This is a genomic window from Streptococcus sp. oral taxon 061, assembly GCF_964211575.1.
In the GTDB taxonomy this organism is placed as follows: domain Bacteria; phylum Bacillota; class Bacilli; order Lactobacillales; family Streptococcaceae; genus Streptococcus.
Genome location: NZ_CAXOQQ010000002.1, coordinates 56394 through 78190, shown reverse-complemented (window position 1 = coordinate 78190; position 21797 = coordinate 56394). Strand labels below are relative to the sequence as shown.

The window sequence follows — 21797 nt, the reverse complement described above, 5'->3', positions numbered from 1 at the left end:
TCTCGATTCTCTTTACTTGGCTTTATTATACCATATTTCTATGATTTTATTCTACCTTTTTGATATAATACTATGGAATACATTCATAAGGAGAGAACCATGTCATTTGATGGATTTTTTTTACACCACATGGTTGAGGAATTGCGAGCTGAACTACTAAACGGTCGCATTCAAAAAATTAATCAACCTTTTGATCAAGAATTGGTCTTACAAATCCGTAGCAATCGCCAAAGTCATCGTCTGCTCCTTTCTGCTCATCCTGTTTTTGGACGCATTCAGTTGACAGAAACGACCTTTGAAAACCCTGCTCAACCTTCTACCTTTATCATGGTTTTAAGGAAATATTTACAGGGTGCTGTTATCGAGTCTATCGAGCAGATTGAAAACGATCGAATCGTTGAAATCACTGTTTCTAACAAGAATGAGATTGGGGACGATATTCAAGCCACCCTCATCATTGAGATTATGGGTAAACATAGTAATATCCTCCTCGTAGATAAGGCTAGCAACAAAGTTCTTGAAGTTATCAAGCACATTGGTTTCTCTCAAAATAGTTACCGTACACTCCTACCTGGTGCAACTTACATAGCCCCACCAAGTACAGACGCCCTCAATCCTTTTACCATTAAGGATGAAAAACTTTTTGAAATCCTACAAACACAGGAATTGACTGCTAAAAACCTTCAAAGCCTCTTTCAAGGTTTAGGCCGTGATACGGCAATTGAATTAGAGAATTTATTAACTGATGATAGACTTTCCAATTTTCGTGAATTTTTTAAGCAAGAAACCAACCCATGCTTAACGGATAAGTCTTTTTCTTGTGTCCCTTTTTCAACTAAAATTGAAGGACATTTTTCAAGCTTATCTCAACTTCTTGATGTTTTTTACAAAGATAAGGCAGAACGTGATCGTGTCAAACAACAGGCTAGTGAACTCATTCGTCGTGTTGAAAATGAATTGCAAAAAAATCGTCAAAAACTGAAGAAACAAGAAAAAGAACTTCAGGCTACTGAAAACGCTGAGGAATTTCGACAAAAAGGTGAATTACTAACGACTTTTCTTCATCAAGTTCCAAATGACCAAGACCAAGTCGTCTTAGATAACTACTACACCAATCAGCCTATCACGATTTCTCTCGATAAAGCTTTAACACCAAATCAAAATGCTCAAAAATACTTCAAACGTTATCAGAAGTTAAAAGAGGCTGTCAAATACCTGACTGATCTAATTGAAGAAACCAAGGCTACCATTCTTTATCTGGAAAGTGTAGAGACCGTTCTTAGCCAAGCTGGTTTAGATGAAATTGCTGAAATTCGTGAAGAATTAATTCAAACAGGCTTTATTAGAAGACGCCAACGCGAAAAAATTCAAAAGCGTAAAAAGCCAGAGAAATATCTGGCTAGCGATGGGAAAACCATTATTCTCGTTGGACGAAACAATCTTCAAAACGAGGAATTAACCTTTAAGATTGCACGCAAAGAGGAACTTTGGTTCCATGCAAAAGATATACCCGGAAGCCACGTGGTCATCTCAGGAAATCTGAATCCTTCTGACGAAGTCAAGACGGATGCTGCAGAACTAGCTGCCTACTATTCGAAAGGACGTCTTTCTAATCTCGTTCAAGTGGATATGATTGAGATTAAAAAACTCAATAAACCGACTGGTGGAAAACCTGGTTTTGTTACCTATACCGGTCAAAAAACTCTTCGTGTTACACCTGATTCCGAGAAAATTGAATCCATGAAGTTGTAATATCAGTCTTATTTTAAAAATATTATTACTTCACTTTTACACAAAAATAGGAGGGGAGCTCAATGCTACGGCATATTAAACCAACTATAACTATTATATTCGGAGCTGCTATCTTCGCCTTCGGACTTACTTATTTTGTTGTTCCACATCACTTGTTCGAAGGTGGAGCAACAGGGATAACCTTGATTACCTACTATCTCTTTAATATCCCTATTTCGCTGATGAATATCTTGATTAATATCCCTCTCTTCCTACTAGCTTGGAAAATATTTGGGTTAAGATCACTATACTCCAGTCTACTTGGAACCATTGCCGTCTCCGTCTGGTTAGCTATCTTTGAAAAAATTCCTCTTCAGTTTAACCTTGAAGGAGATCTCGTTGTGGTTGCTTTAGTAGCTGGTGTCCTCCTAGGTGTTGGACTCGGTGTTATTTTCAATGCGGGTGGAACAACTGGCGGCACTGATATCGTCGCTCGCATCCTTAATAAATACACCAATATCTCTGTTGGAAAATTGCTTTTTGGACTTGATTTTCTGATTCTAATGTTGATTTTAATCATCTTCCAAGACCTACGTCTTGTAACCTATACTCTCTTATTTGACTTCATCGTTTCAAGAGTTATTGACTTAATCGGTGAGGGTGGATATGCTGGAAAAGGATTTATGATTATCACTCAAAAACCGATGGAATTAGCTGATAAAATTAATGAGGAACTCGGTCGTGGTGTTACCTTTATCTCAGGACAAGGCTACTATAGCCAAAAGGACTTAAAGATTATTTACTGTATTGTCGCAAGAAATGAAATCGTCAAGATGAAAGAAATGATTCATACAGTTGATCCGATGGCCTTTATCACTATCACGGAAGCTCACGAAATCCTTGGAGAAGGGTTTACTTTCCCAGCAAGAGACGAGGTTTCTTAACCTTAAAATAAAAAAGTAACTTCAATAGTTGAAGTTACTTTTTTTGTCATATCATCAATTATTTTTCTGCTGTAAGTGCAGCCATTGTGATGTAGTTGTATGGTTTATTGAAGTGTGGCAAGAAGAATAGGTCTGTCAATGCTAATTTGTCAATTGTAACGTGTTCTTGAATAGCAAGTGAGAACATGTGAATTCCCATGCTAATTGCTGAATCACGAGATACCATTTGAGCACCAAGGATTTCACGGCTGTCTTTATCAAAGACAATCTTGATAGCTACTTCATAGTTGTCATGCTTCATAAATTCTGGTTTTTGAAGGTCGTTAAATCCAGTTTCAGTTGCATTGTAACCTGCAGCTTTTGCTTTTTCAAGTGTTAAACCAGTTGAAACCATGTGAAGACCATAGATTGAGATACCATTTGATCCTTGAACACCGATTCCTTCAAGTTCATGTCCACAAGCGTTGTACGCACCTACGATACCAGTACGAACAGCGTTTGAAGCAAGCGCGATGTAGCTAGTGTCTTTACGAGCGTTGTCATAAACAGTCGCACAGTCACCTACTGCATAAACACCTGGAATTGATGTTTCTTGTTTCTTGTCAACAAGGAAGGCACCGTTACGGAAAAGTTCAATCTTACCGTCAGCAAGAGCTGTGTTTGGACGGAATCCAACCGCAAGAACAACCATATCCACATCAAATGTTTCTTTGTCAGTGATCAAGCGTTCAACTTTACCTTCACCTTCGATAGCTTTAACAGTTTGTCCAAGAGCCAAACGGATGTTGTGGTCTTCCAAGTTTTTAGCCATCATTTGTGTGAAGTCTTTGTCATAGTATCCGTTCAATACTGTGTCAACGATATCAACAAGGACAACTTCTTTTCCAAGACGTTCAAAAGCTTCAGCAAGCTCAACACCAATGTAACCACCACCAACTACAGCGATACGTTCAAGGTGCTTGCTCTTATCAGCAAGTTTGTTGATAACTTCTTCAGCATTTTGATACAATTTAACGAATTGTACGTTTTCAAGAGTTGCTTTGAACTCACGGTTACCTTTAACAATTTCAACGCCTTCGATCGGTGGCAAGATTGGAGTTGAACCAGTCGCAAAGATCAATTTGTCGTAAGACTCTTTGTGTTCTTGACCTTCAACTTCTGCAGTCACAACTTTATTGTCATAGTCGATTGAAAGGACTGGTGCGTTCATGTAAACTTTAGCACCTTTTGCTTCCAATTTTTCTTTATCAGAGTAGAACAATCCTTCAGGACCGTCGATTTGCTCACCAATCCAAAGAGCCATTCCACATCCAAGGAATGAAATGTTTGAGTTTTGGTCAAATACAACGATTTCGTTTTCGTTTCCAAAGTTGTCCAACATAGTGTTGATACATGCAGTTCCAGCGTGGTTTGCACCCACGACTACGATTTTACTCATAAGATAAATCCTACCTTTATTTTTTTATTTACCTCTCAAGTATACCATTATCTGTGAACGTTTTCAAGACTTTTGACCAGTTTGATGTTATTTAAGAAAGTTTTTGAAAGATATATCAACTTGTTTTCAAAGAGTTCTTATTGATTTGGAGCTGTTTTTATTTTTTTAAGCATATTTCTTGACTTTTTGTAAAAAATAATTTGTGAAAACGCTGACTTTATGATATTCTATTTACATGGGAATAAAATATAAATCTTTACATCACTTTCATGATAGGATTTACAACTATTTCCAATTGACTTGAAAGGAGTTGGTTTTTTGCCTCTTAGTTCATCTTCTGAACGACTAATGGGAACTACGATTACCATTTCCTTAGTACATGATCAGGCTGATAGTCTGCTCAGGCAAGCTTTTGATTTGCTTAGGGAGCTTGAATTTCGCTTCAATGCCAACAGTTCTGAATCGGAATTGATGGAAATTAACTATCAGGCAGGTATTGCCCCAGTTAAGGTCCACCCTGATTTGTTTGAGCTGATTTCATTAGGTCTAGAACACAGTCTAGCGCCTAAAAGTCATCTCAATATTAGTATAGGGCCTTTGGTTCAAACCTGGCGTATAGGTTTTTCCGATGCAAAGGTTGCAAGCCCTGAAGAAATTGCTTCAGCCCTACCACTAATAGACCCTCATTTTATTAAACTCGATTCAGTCAATTCTACGGTTTTCCTAGAAAAAAAGGGAATGAAAATTGACTTAGGGTGTTTAGCGAAGGGGTACAGTGCAGATAAGGTTGCAGCTTTCTTAAAAGAAAACGGCGTCACTTCTGCTCTTATCAATCTTGGAGGAAACATCCTCACAATTGGGAACAACCAATCAAAAGATGGACGTCCGTGGCAAATCGGCATTCAAGATCCAAGTAATCCACGCGGTAATCACCTGATGACCTTATCCATTACTGGAAAATCAGTGGTTACATCTGGGATTTATGAACGGCATCTTGAAATCAATGGCAAGGATTATCACCACATTTTCGATAGTGAAACAGGCTATCCTATTGAAACGGATTTAGCTAGTTTAACCATTATATCTGACCACTCTGTTGACGGCGAGATATGGACCACACGATTATTTGGCGAACGTAGCGCCTCTATTATGTGGCAAGTCGAAAATATTGATGGTATCGAAGCCATCCTCATTGACAAAGATGGACGCCTAGCTTGTTCATCTGGTATCCAACGATAAATAATTAATAATGCAAAAAGAGAAAGGAAAGCCCATGCTTAAACTTATTGCTATTGTAGGAACTAACTCAAAACGTTCCACAAACCGCCAACTGCTTCAATATATGCAGAAACACTTTGCTGATAAAGCAGAAATCGAATTAGTAGAAATTAAAGATCTACCTGTATTTAACAAACCAGCTGACAAACAAATCCCAGCTGAAGCTACGGAAATCGCTGCTAAAATCGAAGCTGCTGATGGAGTTATTATCGGTACTCCAGAATACGACCACTCAATCCCAGCTGTTCTTATGAGCGCTCTTGCTTGGATTTCATATGGTGTATTCCCGCTTTTGAACAAACCTGTCATGATTACAGGTGCTTCATATGGTACACTCGGTTCATCACGTGCTCAATTGCAACTTCGTCAAATTCTTAATGCTCCTGAAATCAAAGCAAATGTTCTCCCAGATGAATTCTTGCTTTCACATTCTCTTCAAGCATTTGATCAAAATGGTGACTTGGTAGATCTTGATGTCATCAAGAAATTGGATGCCATCTTTGATGACTTCCGTATCTTTGTTAAAGTTACTGAGAAATTGCGTAACGCACAAGAGCTTCTTCGCAAAGATGCTGAAGATTTTGATTGGGAAAATTTGTAAGATAGGAGATCGAAAGAATGAAATTTGTTGGACTTGTTGGATCAAACTACGATCAATCATATAACCGCAAACTCTTGGAGTTCATCCGCCGTCAGTTTAAATTTAAATTTGAACTAGAAGTTTTGGAAATCGATGAAGTTCCAATGTTTAACCAAGACGAAAAATGGGACGAGAGCTTCCAGTTGCGCCTTCTTTATAACAAAATCACTCGAGCTGATGGTGTGATTATTGCTACTCCAGAGCACAACCACACTATTTCTGCTTCACTTAAGTCAGTCCTTGAATGGCTTTCATACGAAGTTCATCCATTTGAAAACAAACCAGTTATGATTGTGGGTGCTTCATACTACGATCAAGGAACTTCACGTGCTCAAGTTCACCTTCGTAAAATTCTTGATGCGCCAGGAGTAAATGCCTACACATTACCAGGTAATGAGTTCCTTCTTGGAAAAGCCAAAGAAGCTTTTGATGCAAAAGGAAATATTATTAACGAAGGAACTGTTAAATTCCTTGAAACTTGCTTAGATAACTTTGTCAAATACGTAGGAGTCGTTTCTAATTTGAAAAAACCAAAACCAATTGAACCAGAAGACTTGGATTGTGGAAAACCAATTGCCACAACTATTACAGAAGTTGACCCTGATGATCCAGAATGGGTAGAAAAAGTTGCAGAAATCACAGGTGCTGTTTCAGGTGATACATACGTTAAACTTGACCATGGTATCCTTACAGTTAACCAAATCGATATGTTCTTGAAAGCTATGCCTTTTGAATTGACATATGCTGATGACAACAACCAATTCCTATACTACAACAACGCTCATCAAGATCCAGAAACAATGTTTGCGAAACGTGTGCCACCTCAATCTGGTAGCCGTATGTCAACAGTTCACGGATCACTTCCACCTGCACGTATGAAAAACGTTGAGTGGGTTATTGGTACGCTTCGCAATGGCAACCAAGAATACGTACGTACAATTGTTCCTGGTTCACCTGCAGGTGTTATCAATACTCACAACTACCAAGCTATGTACTATCCTGATGGATCATATGCTGGTATCAATGAAATTGTCTTTAACTTCCAACCATGGCTTGACTGGTACTTGAAAGAAACTGGTCAACGTTTGGTAGGCGGTAGCGGACCTTTTGCTCCTGCTGCTGGAGGTCACGGAGATGCCGATGCTACTTCTGGTGCATCTGACGCTGGAGGACATGGTGATGGTGGCCACGGAGCTGCTGATGCTACTTCTGGTGCAAGTAACTAATAACTAACAAAAAGGAACCCAAAATGGTTCCTTTTTTATAATAGAAATCTCGGTTCGCACATACAAACCGAGAATTTTTTTATTTATGAATTCGGATCATCAAGACTACGGCCGTGTAAACCTTTTTCGCGTTGTACTTGACGAAGTTTTTCAGGAGTCACATCATTACCATCTTCATCGACGATTTTGATTCCTTCAACGTGATGACGAACTGAACGACGATAGCCTTCGATGTATTCTTCACGAAGTTTGGCTTGTTCTACTTTTTCTTCCGCAGTCAAGCCTTCTGTTTTTTTCTTTTTAGCAAGTTCATTAATACGAGCGATTTTTTCTGGTGTCATATTTGGACCTCCAATCTATTTTTTAATTTCTATTTTGTATTAAGAAGGTTAAAAGCAGCCACTGTTTTTGCTTTATTGACAAGTTCAGCTAGAATAGCCAAACGATTATTCTTAACATCAATATTCTCTGCCATAACCATAGTATTGTCGAAGAATGCATCAATAACTGGACTAAGAGCAAATAATTGCTCTAATTTATCACTAGCTGAACCTTTCAATTCTAAGCTTTCTACAGCTTGAGCTAGTTCTTTTTCCTGCTCATTTTCAAAGAGACTTGCATCAACTTTGACTGAACCTTCTGCCTTTTCTGCTAGGTTAAAGGCGCGAGATAATGACTCAACTGATGATTTGTAATCTTCAGTTTTCGCAGCTTCTGAAAGAGCTTCTGCTGCTTCAATCATATCAGAGACAACAAAGTTTGAACTTGCTAGAACAGCCTCTTTAATATCTTTTGCAGTAGAACCCATCATCTTATCAACACGAGCTTTGATGAAGTTAAGCACTTCTTCTTGGTTATCGTAGGTTAAACTATCAAACGATAAAGCATAAAGACTAGCAATCAACTCGTCCATTGGAATATTCCATCCAAAGTCTTCTAAGATTCGAACAATCCCTTGTGTTGCACGACGGAGGGCATAAGGGTCGTTTGAACCAGATGGAATCAAACCAACAGAGAAGAAAGATAAGAGAGTATCTAATTTATCGGCTAGTGCAAGTATTGCTCCAACTTTAGATTCAGGAAGAGCACCGTCTGCTGAGTCTGGAAGGTAGTGCTCTCGAATAGCTTGCGCCACTGCAGCATTTTCACCTGCAAGAAGCGCATACTTCTCACCCATGATACCTTGAAGCTCATCAAATTCACCAACCATACCGGTTAAGAGGTCAAATTTATAAATGGCTGCAGCACGAGCGAGATCAATAGATTCATCAACTGATAGACCAGCTTTTTCGGCTAGCAGGATAGCAATTTGCCCTGTACGAATCATGTGTTCACGAAGTGAACCAATCTTTTCATGGAAGGTAACGTGTGAAAGTTTAGCAACTAAATCTTCAATCTTCAACTTTTGGTCTTCACGCCAGAAGAATTCTCCATCTTCCAAACGAGCGACCAAGACTTTCTCATTTCCTCGAACAACATTTTCCAAGTGTTCGGCATTCCCATTGCGTACAGAAATGAAGTTTGGTTTTAGTTTTCCTTCAAGGTCACGTACGACAAAGTAGCGTTGGTGAGTTTCCATTGAAGTCACCAAAACTTCTTCTGGAACTTCTAGGTATTTAGGATCAAAGTTACCAATAAAGGCCGTTGGGTATTCAACTAGATTCAAGACTTCATTCAAAAGTCCTTCATCAATCTGTACTTGAACGCCTTGTTCTGCTTCAATAGTCTTGATCTGTTCACGAATCATATTTTCACGTTCAATGCTATCAGCAATAACATAGACTTTGCGTAAGTCTTCTTCGTAACTATCAGCATGACGGATTTCGATTTCATGTCCAAGGAAGCGATGTCCACGGCTAACTCGTCCAGAGTGAATATCTAGGAAATCCATATCAAGCGCTTTGTCATCCAAAAGCACCGTCAACGTGTGAACAGGGCGGATGTATTCAAAGCTATTGTTTGCCCAGTGCATGCTGACAGGAAAACTTAAACTAGCTAAAACTTCTGGAATTCCAGCTAAAACTTCCTCGGCTGGTTTTCCAGCTTCATGTTTGGTTACGTAGACATATTCTTCACCTTTAATTTCACGGAATTCAATGTCATCTACCGTCAAGCCTTTTCCACGGACAAATCCTTGGGCAGCTTTAGAGAAATTTCCATCTGCATCCAAGGCAATTTTCTTAGATGGTCCTTTAAAATCTTCAGTCAAATCTGTTTGTTGGTCTGCTAAACCAAGGACGCGAACAGCTAAACGACGTGGAGTTGAGAAGGTTTGAATTCCTTCGTATGAAAGGCGATTCTCATTCAAGAAGGCTGCCATTTTTTCACTCAGTTGTTTTTCACTTGGTGTGACAACATAGGCTGGTAACTCTTCAAGACCTAATTCTACTAATAAGTTTTTTGTCATGTTTTTTCCTTTACAAAATTAATTTTCTTCAACAAGACCTTTAGTAGTGGGGGACGCAAGCAAACCTTCGGTTTCATTGCTAACTGCCAAGCCTTTAGTCTCGTCAGTTCCCCAGTCGGATAAGAAACTTCTTATCCGACTTTCACTACAGCGGTCTTGTTTTATTTAGCGACCTACGGTCGACTTTCAGTCATTTATTCCTGTAATTCTGTCTATTTTTCCTCTTCTGCTAGGAGTTTTGCGCGGGTGGCTTCGTCGAGAAGTGGGTAACCGAGTTTTTTGCGTTCTGCGACGAATGTTTTAGCTACGACACGGGCCAAGTTACGAATGCGGGCAATGTAACCGGCACGTTCTGTAACTGATACCGCTCCACGAGCATCAAGCAAGTTAAAGGTATGTGAGCATTTCAAAACGTAGTCATAGGCTGGGTGTACAAGGCCCAATTCCAAAGCACGTCCAGCTTCTTTTTCAAACTTTTCAAAGTTTTCAAGAAGCATATCTTGATCAGAAACTTCAAAGCTGTATTTTGAGTGCTCGTATTCTGGCTGAAGGAAGATTTCTCCATATTTAACTCCTGGAGCCCATTCGATATCGTAAACTGAGTCTACTTCTTGGATATAAGAAGCTAAGCGTTCCAATCCGTAGGTAACCTCAGCAGTAACAGGACCAGTTGCCAAACCACCGACTTGTTGGAAGTATGTGAACTGCGTGATCTCCATACCGTCAAGCCACACTTCCCATCCAAGACCAGCTGAACCAGTTGATGGGTTTTCCCAGTTATCTTCAACGAAACGAATATCGTGTTCCAAAGGATTAATACCCAATTTTTCCAAAGACTCAAGGTAAAGCTCTTGGATATTTGATGGAGATGGCTTCATAACCACTTGGAATTGGTGGTGTTGGTAGAGACGATTTGGGTTTTCTCCGTAACGACCATCAGCTGGACGACGAGATGGCTCTACATAAGCCGCATTCCATGGCTCAGGACCAATGGCACGAAGGAAAGTATAAGGACTCATGGTTCCCGCACCTTTTTCGTTATCATAAGCCTGCATCAGCATACAACCCTGATCATTCCAGTATTGTTGCAAAGTAAGGATGATTTCCTGGAAGGTTAGTTTTTTAGACATTATTTACTCCTTTATTTTATTATCTTTTTAGATTTATTTATCAAGTAACCAAGAAAAAGCTGGATCCTGAAAAATATGACGTTTAGGAACAGTTTGTAAATTCTGATTGCATTCATCTATTGTACCTAATTTCAAAGCACAGACTTCTGGTATATTTTCTTGAACAGTGAAAATTTGACTATGACAGTTCTGACAGTAATAACGCTGTTTTCCTGGAGAAGAACTATATGTAACAAGCTTTTCTTTTCCATGCAATACTAGATTTTTACTGCTAACTTTGGCATTAACTGTATAGGCAGACGCAGTTGCTTTCCGACAGAATGAACAGTGGCAAAAAACTAATTCAGATAATTCCTCATCCAGAGTGTAAGTCACTGCTTTACATAAACAAGATCCTTTAAGCATTGTACTCCTTTCTACTTAGGCATTAGACGAATTCAAAAAGAACCGAATTTCAACACCCAAGCCTTGCGACTAGGGGCGTTAAAAACGCGGTTCCACCCTAATTTATTACTTCATTATCTTTATTAAAAAACCAAAAGCGCCACACCTATCTCTCAATCACCTGACTCTCACTATCTCAGGCTCGCTTAGGATTTACCGATAAGATATTCTTTCTTGCGTCTATTATAACAAAATGCAATTAAAAAGTAAATTTTTTTTCATATGGAATCTCCAATAATTCACTTAAAATAGAAATACTAGTCTAAAGTCATCCCCTTTTTTGCCCCTTTTTGAACAAAATGAAAAACCGCTACTCCTAAGAATAGCGGTTTAATCATGTTTTTAAGCTACAAATGTAGTCGCTCTATTATTTAAGAGTATTTATAAACAATTCATTTAACCTTTCAAAATCTAATTATTACGGGCTTTAATATATATTTAATTCCCTTCACTTCTCCAATGTTTGTATGCTTCTCCTGCTACAATTGATTGAAGTAGTTTAAATAAATTTTCATCTTGAAATAATTTGACAAAAACTTCATTACTTGAGTTTGAGAGATCCACAACCCGATCTTCAAATTCTTTTGGAAATAGGGAATTTTTAAACATAGGAAAATCATTTCCTTTTGCCAAAGAACGTTGTTTCTCTGTCGGATTATTAACAACCTGATTTACAAGCATTTCAAGTATAACACGGTCATCTTCAGTAAATGTATCTGGGAATTGACTATTAATTTTTTCAATTATTGCAGTTAAGCTATCATTCTCTTCAGGAGCCTTTACAGTTGGATTAATTTTTTCTTGTTGCTTATATTGAGACTGATCACTAGATGACAAGTCTATAGAGCCAAAGCCATCTTGTGTCAACTTGTAATATTCCATACGAATCTTATCTTCGATGTCAACATAATCTACCCCAGGAATTGGTAAAAGATTTATCAAATAAGTAACAAAAATACTCTCTTCCAATAAATCTTTGTCAAAAAGTCTTATAAGTTGGGAAATATAATTGTATTTTTCTTTAAAACCTCTAAGGAGAGTTCTAAATTCATACTGAACTGTTTCATCCAATTCTTTATATCTTTCAATTATCGGTCTAAAGGCCGCCGAAAGACGTCCAAGCAATTTTGCATCTTGCTCTATGCTAGCTTTACTATAAAGACCAGAAACTTTAAGAACGTCTTCATCAGTATAAATTTTGTACTTACGAATTTTTTCTTTAGCATCATAAAGCATATTGGGATCAATAGCCTTATCAAGACTGGAAACTTCATAAAATGGCTGAAATGCTTTTTGAATCTCTTCTGCAGTATTTTTAAAATCCAAAATAAATGTATCTGATTTATTAGTTGTCGTTCGATTAAGGCGAGATAATGTCTGAACAGCTTTAACCCCACGAAGTTTTTTATCTACAAACATCGTATGTAACAATGGTTCATCAAAACCTGTTTGATATTTTTCAGCCACAATTAAAATATTAAAGTCTGTCCCATGAAAGACTTCTTTTAATTGATTTTCCTTTACATGAGAACCGTCTCTAAGAATGTTTAAACCAACTTCATTGTAGTGATCGTCTCCATCGATAACATCACCCGAAAAAGCCACCAGAACCCCTATATCACGATATCCCTTTTCATCAATATATCGCTTAAATTCATTTAAATAGCGTACTGCAGCCAAACGAGAACTCGTTACAACCATTGCTTTCCCTCTACCACCTATACTATGACGTGTCTTTTCTCTAAACGTCTCAATCATAATCTCAGTTTTCTGAGCAATATTATAAGGGTGGAGGTCAGCATAACGAGTGATAATTCGCTTGGCAGTTGAAGGTGGAAGTTTTGGATCATCCTCAACCAACTTAGCTATCTTGTATGCCGTATGGTATGTCATGTAATTTTTTAAGACATCTAAAATAAAGCCTTCCTCAATAGCTTGTCTCATTGAATACACATGAAAAGGAACAAAACTACCGTCAGCTTGCTGAGTTCCAAACATTTCCATTGTTTTCACTTTAGGAGTTGCTGTAAAAGCATAGAATGAAATGTTTTCATGACGTCCCTGACCAAGTAAAATAGTATTTAACTCATCTTCTTCATCACGTGCTTTTGAAGCTTCTTCCTCATCAAACTCTTCCCACTCTTTTAAAGCATCCTCTGTGTCTGATAATGCTCTTCTCAATTTTTGAGCTGCTGTTCCTGTCTGTGAAGAATGTGCTTCATCCACAATGACAGCAAAACGTTTACCTTGTGTTGAATCGACTTCTTGATAAATAACTGGGAATTTTTGCAGGGTGGTTATTATGATTTGGCGACCATCATTTATTGCTTTCAATAAGTCCTTAGAAGATTTGTTTTCTCCAATAGTCTCAACTAGACCTGTTGTAGCATCAAATGAAGTAATAGTATCTTGCAACTGTCTATCTAGTACTGTTCTATCTGTAACAATTATAACTGAGTTAAACAAGGGTTGATTCTGATCATTGTGAATTCTCTGTAAGTGATAAGCTAACCAGGCAATTGAATTAGATTTTCCAGAGCCTGCTGAGTGTTGAATCAAATAATGATTTCCAGAACCGTTCTGTTGAGTGTCTTCTACTAACTTTTTAACAACATCTAACTGATGATATCGTGGGAAAATCAACGTTTTCTTCTCAACCTGTTTTCCAGATGAATTCTTTTCAATCTTAACTTCTAGATTCATAAATCTCTGAATGATATCTAAGAGGGCATCTTTTTGTAAAACATTCTGCCAAAGATAGGCTGTTATATAATCATCATCACGTTCAGGATTCCCAGCACCACCAACATTACCAGCACCGTTCGAACCTTGATTGAAAGGTAGAAAATAAGTCTTGTCTCCAGCCAATTTCGTAGTCATCCAGACCTCATGAGTATCAACTGCGAAATACACAAGAAAACGACGATTAAATTGGAAAACCAGTTCTTTCGGATCTCTATCAAACATAAACTGTTTTTTTGCATGTTCTACAGACTGATTCTTAAACTGATTTTTCAGTTCAAGAGCTACTAGAGGTATACCATTTACAGACAAAACGATATCGATCGTATTTTTGTTATGAGGGCTATAAGCAAACTGACGTGTAATCGTAGTTTTATTTGCTTGATAGGCAAGACAAAGTTCATCATTTAAACTAGAAGACGGTTTAAATTGTATTACTTTAAATTTACAGCCTCTATCCTGTATACCATTACGCAGTACATGTAAAATCCCATGGTTATTAACTTCTTGTTCAAATCTCTTGAAAAAAGAACTTTCAGGATTTACTCCAACTACCTTTTTGTAACGTTCCCACATTTTATTCTGTGTTTCCTGAACATAGGATAAAAGAGCATCTAAGTCGAGACCTTTTGTCGCATCATAGTTAGAATCTTGAAACTTGTTTTTTATCCAACCACCCTCTGGCGAACTTAACCAAGTTTCAATATCTTCTTCAAATCGTTTTTCATTATCTTCCATATTATTCCTTATCTTCTTCATCGTTTTCCGATGAACTTTCTTGCTCATCATTTCCTAACACGCCTATCTGAGGGATAGTTGTTTTTTGCATTATTTTTGATATACGTTCAGCATGAGAATTTGCAATCTCGGCCATAGCAGGTGCAATGGTTTTGGAAATATCTATTCTAGGAATAGTTATACTCTTCATTGTCTTTGTTATTGTTTCTCCTAATAGAATTGCATTGTGGGCCAGTATTGTCTTTCTGTAGGCTTCAACCGCTTTTTGAAATTGTTTCGACATTTCAAGAAGTCCTTGTAGTGCAACAGTTGAAACCTTTGTATTTTGGTAAAATTTCCTTTCAAGTAGCTCATCTTGAATTTTGTGAAATTTATTAGCATAGTTCCGAACTTCATTTTTACAGAACTTCCAATCATTAAAGCTCATTTCTTTATGGTGAGCGACCTTATTTCGGACATTTCTAATCTTCGTTATGACTTCTTCATCAATATTATGCTTAGGTAGTAAGGGCTTTATATTCACTTCCCACAGACTTCGAAATTCTATCTTTTCGGTTAGTTTTTGAAGTTTTTCATATAGATTACTATCTTTGATAATATCGCAAAATTCATAGGAGTCACCAACTGCTAGCCAAGCTTTCGCAAACAAGAGATTTTCTAGTTGACTCAAATCCAAATCTTCAACATAGGCATTTAATGTTTGTTTTTTACGTCCAGCGGTCGCATCCGTCACATCATAAAAATGGTAAATGAAGTAAAAAATCTTTCTTAAGTTTGTTTCATAGTCAAGAAGAGTCGAGTAGCATTTTTTCGCATAGTAAGCTGATAAGTCGGCAGAGTAGTGAGTTACTTCAAAATGTTGACTCAAGACTCCACTTATCCTTGCCCTAAACTTATCATAGAAATACGCCTTCCTCCAGTGGACATCAACTGTCGCCTTTAGTCGACAATGGAGGATACTATCTGATTTTCTGATGATTGTTTTAAATTGTAGCGGATTATCCTCTGGGAAATTGTAAGTAAGCGTATTGGTTTTCTCTAACCGATTTATGTCCTGAATCCTTTCAAAGGATTCCCAAAACAGCTGGCGTAAGTCTCCATCTTGGATTTTTGGTTTTAACAATAGTTCAAAATCAACTTTCATAGCCTTCCACTCGTTTTTTCCCTGTCACATATTCATAAATCATTGATTTTTTATAGTTTTCGTATTCAGAAATCACATTCTCTTTTTCAGTTATTAAAGTATCAATTTGTGCAGTTTTTCTGTCGAGAAAATCAGCAATTTGATTTTGTAATTCAAAACTTGGTAACATCAATGGAAGCTTCTTAACATCATTCCAATTTACACTTTGTCGAACTCCTGAACCCATACCATAATATCCCTTATTCACATCAAACCCAAAAAGTTGATAATAAACGAAACGAGAACATACTTTTTTGGTTGATCTGATAGTTATATAAGCCGAAGTTATAATACCTCGTTCCTCAGAAATTCCTTGTCTTAGACTTTTTTTATCATTCTGTAAATCTGTCATCCTCAATACAATATCATCCTTCTCTATAATATTGTACCCTTCGAAACTTTCCGGAAGCAATCCTTCACCAGAGTTAATATCTCGCTTTTTAATCCGTCCATAAGATAAACTCAGTAGATTTGTTTCAATCATTCCCGTATTCTTTTGTCTAATTTGTTCGAATAATTGACCAATTGTAAATTTATTCCATTCTTTGGGAGAGTCCCCTATCCATTCCACTCCAGACGGCACTAGTGTCTCACTTGAATTAAGTCCTTTAGTTACAATTTCCGTAATTATAGACTGTTTATATGATTTTAACACTTCAATCGTTTTTTTTGTATCTATAATAATATCATCAATTAGAGCTGTCTTTTCGTCAAGAAATTTTGCAATTCTTTGTTGTTCGGAAATCGGTGGAAAAATCATTGGTATTTTAACCAATTGACTTCCATTTAATGTAGAACGAATTCCTGTACCATAAGAATTAAAAATTCTTCTTGCTTCTAAATCCAAAAAATAATATAAGGCAAATCTATTAAATACTACATTGGGAGTATGATCTAATCTTACATAACCAGATGATAACAAACCATCTTTTGGAGGGATACCAACTCTTCGATAATCTGAATCTTGTTCTAGACCCATTAAGTTAAAAACAAACTCACCTTCAGGTACAATCTGATATGTCGAATAATTTGCTGGCGATTGTCCATTTCCATCGTACTTTGGACGTTCTAGCACTCCTGCTTTTGCAAGAGTTAGTCTAGGGTATTTCTCATGTGAATCACCCGCAACTAACTTTTGGTATAAAAAACCTGATTTTATTGGAAGAACTTTCCAATTTTTTGGAATTTTTCCAATCCATTTGATGCCACTATCTTTCGTTTTATCCATTAACATCTCCCCTCGTAATCTCATTTAACCGAATTAAAATTACAATTCCTAAATGAATCAGAAATTTTTTTCTAGATTCATCAAATTCGGATTCTCTTTCTTCTAGCGCTTGACTGTGGCTATGTCTAAAAACTTGCAATTGTTTGCGAAAATTCTTCAATTGTTCTTCTGTAAACAAACCATAAAAATTAGATTCATCTACAGAAAGAAACTTACCATTAGATAATTTCATAAGATTCTCAATCACTTCGGCAATTGTTCTTAATTTTTCATCATCAGTTTGTTGTTCCCATGTCGCATCTCTAAGAGATATTTTCTTGATAATAGTTTGTAAATCATCTGGTACTGGCTGAAGGATTATGCCGTCTTTAAGAATATCTAACCCGAAAATTAATATGCGTCTCTCATCCCACGAGACTGTTCCTAAACACCCACGTTCGATTTGAATATGAGATCTTATTTTATTATAAGCAAAATCATAAAGAGTACTTGGGGTTTTTAATGCGTTAGGAAATTGTTTTATTTTATACCCCTGATTATCTAAATACCGACGAATAAGCTGAAACTCTTTATTCAAAGTCTTATTGTGGTAATATTTTTCATTATCAGGACTGATTAATTCTTTGAATCTTTCAATCAGTTCATTATCATCAAAGTAAATAAACTCATCAAGTTCAATCATCTCTTTCTTCCCCTTTTTGATCAATAAGAGTTTCAAAATTCTTAATGATTCTCTCTTCTAGAGTTTTAAGGCGTTGAGCAATATCTTTTGAACTTTCTGGTGCTTGATATTTATAAAATAATCGTGTAAATGGAACCTCAAAACCAATCTTTGTTTTACTTTTATCAACCCAAACATCTGGATTAAAAGGTAGTACTTCTCGATTGATGTAAGTATCAATATCTTCTGTCAGCGGAATATCCTCAGTATCACGCTTGCTAGTATCAGGTTCTGGTTTCCCATTTTTCTTTCTGATAATATTGCCATTTTCATCATATAGAGGTGTTTCAACAACAACTTTTTGATAACCAAAAAAATCATTATTAAATATTTTAGACTCTACAATCGAATCATTTTCACTATAAACTTTATTAGCAAATTCTCCATAAGCCTCTACAATTAGTTCTCTGCGTTTCTTATCAATATCCACCTTCTTTTCGCCGATATTTTTACGACGCTTAACAAAAGCTTTACTTGCATCTAATAACTGCACTTTACCCTGGCGTTCTTTAGTTTTATTTTTAGTGATAATCCAAATATAAGTAGAAATTCCAGTATTATAAAACAAATCTGTCGGTAGTTGTATAATAGCTTCCAGCCAGTCATTCATAATAACATGTCTACGAATTTCTGATTCTCCACCCCCTGCTTTTCCAGAAAATAATGCTGAGCCATTATGGATAATCGCCATACGCCCTGTATCTTTTAATTTAGCAATACCATTTAGTTGGAAAAGAAGTTGACCATCTGAAATCTTAGGTAAACCAACCCCAAAACGGCCTTGTTCACCTAAATCTGCCTCTGCCTTGACAGCACTCTGATCTTTCTTCCAGTCAATACCAAATGGAGGATTAGATATCAAATAATCAAAAGTATAACCTGAAAAAGCATCTTTTGAGAGAGTTGATCCTAAAGCCATATTATCCGGATTTCCTCCACGAATCATCGTGTCAGCTTTTGCAATAGCATAAGTTTCTGGGTTTAGCTCTTGACCAAACGTTGTTACATCTGCATTAGCATCTAACGCTTTAATTCGCTCCATCATAGCTGAAAGCATTTGAGAGGTTCCCATTGTCTGATCGTAAATAGTTCTTACAATAGCTTTATCTGATGGCTTTTCATCAATCAAGAGGATATCTGTCATCAGATAAATAATATCTCGACTAGTGAAATGTGCACCAGCATCTTCTCCATAACTTTCTGAAAAACGACGAACGAGTTCTTCAAAAATGTAGCCCATGTCTGTTGAAGTCACTGTATCTGCACCCAGATAGGCCTTTTGACTATTAAATTCTTGAATCACTGAATAAAGAGCATCATTATTCTGCATTTTAGTGATTTCCTTATCGAATTCAAAATTCTCTAAAATATCTTGAACGTTTTCTGAGAAACCATTAATAAATGACCTAAAGTTTTCTTCAATGTTCTCTGCATCAGACAGGAGTGTATCAAAAGTAAAGTTGCTAGTATTATAGAAACTATAGCCTGAAGCATCTGATAATCTACGATTTTTAATCTGTTCAACTTTTATAGTTTTTACTTTCTCTACAGTCTCCAGAACAGATTCTCGAGTAGGAAGCAAAGTATCATGAAGTCTTTTAATGACTGTCATAGGTAATATTACCTTACCATACTCATGTGGCTTATATAGACCACGTAGAATATCAGCTGTGCCCCAAATGAGAGCAGCCTTTTTTTGAATATTATTTGTAGTTTGCTTTTGATGTTCATTTTCCGTTTTAATGTTCGACATTATTCTACTCCCATTTAAATAAATTTTAAAAGCCTGTAATCGCTTTTATTATATCATATTTTATGTAACATTAAAAAATAAAAAAAGCCACTAAGGATAGTGACTTATATGGGATACAGTCTTTTTATTTCTTACTAGATTAATCTAATAATTCTAGTATTCTTTCAAAAGGGATATATTCTCTAATTATTTTACAACGAGTTGATGCGTTATTGTGATTAGAAATTTCTCCTATCACTTCTTCTATAATTTTTGAATCTACACCTAATGCTTCAGCTAACCATAGTAATGTTTCAGGTCTTCCAAAATGATTATACATTTTCTTTGAGCTATTACTAGGTTCATGCGTAAAGTTATCTTTTTCTTTTGTCGGATAATGAAGAGCCCACACCGTTAAGTGCTCTCGTTGACACGACCACCATCTATCACTTCTTTGACCGTATTCTTCATCATACTTATTCGCTAAAGGAGTATCAATTGATAACCTGCTAATTTTTCTAGCAAATTCTAAAACATCCATATCTTGATAACAATTATTCATTTGATTAACCTCATTATTTTTATTTTCGTTATTATTTATAATTCAAAAATTATTCTCTCTTTATTTACCAGATCATCTGAAAACAATTGAATTATAGTTCTGTATAGTTAAAGGTATCATATAAATATTTGATTCACCTTCAGAAAAAGCTCCTTGGAAATAAATTTCTACTTCTGATTTGTTTTTTAGCCCGTCATTTACAATTTTCTTATTGTAATTATTTAAATGATCTTTATTAAATATAAAGTTTAACTTTTTTCCATTGTTTAACATATTTGAATCAAGAGAGTCAAAGTAAACATATACTAAACCTGGATGATTTTCTGTTTCCCAGAATTTTGCTTTACCGTAAAAAATATGAAATTCATTAAACGGCAAATCTTTAGAAATCATATAAAAAAGATTATTCAAGGTGCTTCTACAATGAGTATTCTTTATTATTTTAACATTCTGCTCTCTTTTTTTCTGTTTTATTACATATTTTTGGTACTCTTTTTCAGTCTTGAAAGATTTAAGTGAACGGTTTTGATATAATTGAAAATTAAAATCAAGTTTAATTTCAGAATCATTATTAAAACTTTTATCGTTATAAATTGAAATCATAGAATCTAGTAACGAAATTCTATTTTGCTTGTTTTTTGTTAAATTCGAATGATTGTCAGCAGACTTTACAAACGTAGCCTTAGGCATCTTTTCAAATACATACTCAGTGTTAGATGCTGTTTTTTTCCCATGACTTTGAACTGTATTTCCTAAAGTAATAAGTTTCTTGTCTTGTATACATTTGTAAGCATAAGTCCTATCACTGTCTACTCTACTCTGCTTTTCAGATTGATTTACTTCTTTACAGCCCGCAACGTGTGGAAAATTATGATTACTAATATAAAAATATGGTTCCATTTTTGAATTTTTGTCATTCCAAACGGCGCAACTTAATGGAACCCCACAATTAGGATCACAACACCTAAATTGATTATGCAAGTGATCAGGGTACTTATTTTGAAATAATCTAACATTAGTTTTTACTAATATGTATCCCTTTATTAAAGTACTTTCAGCTCTTTCAACCATAATTTATACCTTTGTCTTTCTATAAATTGATTATACCACTTTAATTATTAAAAAACCCCACCAAGAAAATTCCTAGTGGGGTTTTAGTGGGGAACAATTTAGTTCTCCATTTTTTAAAATCGCTTTATGATATCAGAAAGACCATTAAATTGGGCTTCCGCAATCAAATTGCGGTACTCTATTATTTAAGAGTAACTGAAGCTCCAGCTTCTTCCAATTTAGCTTTGATTTCTTCAGCTTCTGCAGTTGCAACGCCTTCTTTAACAAGTGCTGGTGCACCGTCAACAAGTTCTTTAGCTTCTTTAAGTCCAAGACCAGTGATTTCACGTACAACTTTGATAACGCCAACTTTTTTGTCACCAGCAGCTGTCAATTCAACGTCAAATGAGTCTTTAGCAGCACCAGCGTCAGCAGCACCAGCTGCAGCAACAGCTACAGGAGCAGCTGCAGTTACACCAAATTCTTCTTCGATAGCTTTTACAAGGTCGTTCAATTCAAGGATTGAAGCTTCTTTAATTTCAGCAATAATGTTTTCAATGTTCAATGCCATTGTTATTTCCTCCAAATAAGTTTAAATTTAAT

Annotated in this window: 18 protein-coding genes; 5 read left to right on the top strand and 13 right to left on the bottom strand. The window is 36.2% G+C overall.

Annotated features, from left to right (window positions below; translation table 11 throughout):
* Nucleotides 1–99 precede the first annotated feature (99 nt).
* Together AB8E63_RS01985 and AB8E63_RS01980 are read left to right on the top strand one after the other, a co-directional pair.
* The gene (locus AB8E63_RS01985) at nucleotides 100–1752 is read left to right on the top strand and encodes an NFACT family protein (protein ID WP_368909701.1); all 1653 of its coding nucleotides are present in this window, start codon (nucleotides 100–102) and stop codon (nucleotides 1750–1752) included.
* 62 nt (nucleotides 1753–1814) lie between these two features.
* Entirely contained in the window at nucleotides 1815–2675 is an 861-nt protein-coding gene (locus tag AB8E63_RS01980) for a YitT family protein (RefSeq protein WP_074324730.1), read from the top strand.
* 58 nt (nucleotides 2676–2733) lie between these two features.
* Here the strand turns inward: AB8E63_RS01980 and nox are convergent, their stop codons facing one another.
* Nucleotides 2734–4113 carry a H2O-forming NADH oxidase gene (nox, locus tag AB8E63_RS01975; protein ID WP_368909700.1) on the bottom strand — a complete coding sequence of 460 codons (1380 nt, stop codon included), beginning with the start codon at nucleotides 4111–4113 and terminating at the stop codon, nucleotides 2734–2736.
* Nucleotides 4114–4431: 318 nt separating this feature from the next.
* Between nox and AB8E63_RS01970 the strand changes: the two genes are divergently transcribed.
* Genes AB8E63_RS01970 through AB8E63_RS01960 form a run of 3 tightly spaced genes read left to right on the top strand, consistent with a single transcriptional unit; the run spans nucleotide 4432 to nucleotide 7257 of the window.
* The gene (locus AB8E63_RS01970; protein WP_368909698.1) at nucleotides 4432–5352 is read left to right on the top strand and encodes an FAD:protein FMN transferase; all 921 of its coding nucleotides are present in this window, start codon (nucleotides 4432–4434) and stop codon (nucleotides 5350–5352) included.
* Between the two features lie 34 nt (nucleotides 5353–5386).
* Nucleotides 5387–5992 (top strand): NADPH-dependent FMN reductase, encoded by a 606-nt coding sequence (locus tag AB8E63_RS01965; RefSeq protein ID WP_004252640.1) that lies wholly within the window; start codon nucleotides 5387–5389, stop codon nucleotides 5990–5992.
* Nucleotides 5993–6009: 17 nt separating this feature from the next.
* Entirely contained in the window at nucleotides 6010–7257 is a 1248-nt protein-coding gene (locus tag AB8E63_RS01960) for an NAD(P)H-dependent oxidoreductase (RefSeq protein ID WP_004252639.1), read from the top strand.
* An 83-nt stretch (nucleotides 7258–7340) separates the two neighbouring features.
* Here AB8E63_RS01960 and AB8E63_RS01955 read toward each other — a convergent pair whose 3' ends face one another.
* The 12 genes from AB8E63_RS01955 to rplL form a co-directional block, all read right to left on the bottom strand.
* Nucleotides 7341–7598: a DUF896 family protein gene (locus AB8E63_RS01955; RefSeq protein ID WP_070678121.1), complete on the bottom strand. Its 258-nt coding sequence runs from the start codon at nucleotides 7596–7598 to the stop codon at nucleotides 7341–7343.
* Between the two features lie 29 nt (nucleotides 7599–7627).
* Nucleotides 7628–9664 (bottom strand): glycine--tRNA ligase subunit beta, encoded by a 2037-nt coding sequence (gene glyS, locus AB8E63_RS01950; RefSeq protein WP_368909697.1) that lies wholly within the window; start codon nucleotides 9662–9664, stop codon nucleotides 7628–7630.
* 212 nt (nucleotides 9665–9876) lie between these two features.
* Nucleotides 9877–10794: a glycine--tRNA ligase subunit alpha gene (gene glyQ, locus AB8E63_RS01945; RefSeq protein WP_368909696.1), complete on the bottom strand. Its 918-nt coding sequence runs from the start codon at nucleotides 10792–10794 to the stop codon at nucleotides 9877–9879.
* 33 nt (nucleotides 10795–10827) lie between these two features.
* Nucleotides 10828–11199 (bottom strand): GFA family protein, encoded by a 372-nt coding sequence (locus AB8E63_RS01940; protein ID WP_000912014.1) that lies wholly within the window; start codon nucleotides 11197–11199, stop codon nucleotides 10828–10830.
* A gap of 477 nt (nucleotides 11200–11676) precedes the next feature.
* On the bottom strand, nucleotides 11677–14718 hold the full coding sequence (locus AB8E63_RS01935) for a type I restriction endonuclease subunit R (RefSeq protein WP_368909695.1): 3042 nt from the start codon (nucleotides 14716–14718) through the stop codon (nucleotides 11677–11679).
* 1 nt (nucleotide 14719) lies between these two features.
* Complete coding sequence (locus AB8E63_RS01930; RefSeq protein WP_368909694.1) at nucleotides 14720–15862, bottom strand: hypothetical protein; 1143 nt, start codon at nucleotides 15860–15862, stop codon at nucleotides 14720–14722.
* Entirely contained in the window at nucleotides 15852–17129 is a 1278-nt protein-coding gene (locus AB8E63_RS01925) for a restriction endonuclease subunit S (RefSeq protein ID WP_368909693.1), read from the bottom strand. The genes AB8E63_RS01930 and AB8E63_RS01925 overlap by 11 nt, the downstream gene beginning before the upstream one ends.
* Complete coding sequence (locus AB8E63_RS01920) at nucleotides 17122–17811, bottom strand: hypothetical protein (RefSeq protein ID WP_368909692.1); 690 nt, start codon at nucleotides 17809–17811, stop codon at nucleotides 17122–17124. Before AB8E63_RS01920 ends, AB8E63_RS01925 begins: the two co-directional genes overlap by 8 nt.
* The gene (locus AB8E63_RS01915; RefSeq protein WP_368909691.1) at nucleotides 17804–19603 is read right to left on the bottom strand and encodes an N-6 DNA methylase; all 1800 of its coding nucleotides are present in this window, start codon (nucleotides 19601–19603) and stop codon (nucleotides 17804–17806) included. Before AB8E63_RS01915 ends, AB8E63_RS01920 begins: the two co-directional genes overlap by 8 nt.
* A gap of 139 nt (nucleotides 19604–19742) precedes the next feature.
* A complete protein-coding gene (locus AB8E63_RS01910; RefSeq protein WP_368909690.1) occupies nucleotides 19743–20144 on the bottom strand; it encodes a hypothetical protein in 402 nt (133 codons plus the stop codon).
* 72 nt (nucleotides 20145–20216) lie between these two features.
* Entirely contained in the window at nucleotides 20217–21215 is a 999-nt protein-coding gene (locus AB8E63_RS01905; protein WP_368909689.1) for a hypothetical protein, read from the bottom strand.
* A gap of 181 nt (nucleotides 21216–21396) precedes the next feature.
* On the bottom strand, nucleotides 21397–21765 hold the full coding sequence (gene rplL / locus AB8E63_RS01900) for a 50S ribosomal protein L7/L12 (RefSeq protein ID WP_001196963.1): 369 nt from the start codon (nucleotides 21763–21765) through the stop codon (nucleotides 21397–21399).
* Nucleotides 21766–21797 lie beyond the last annotated feature (32 nt).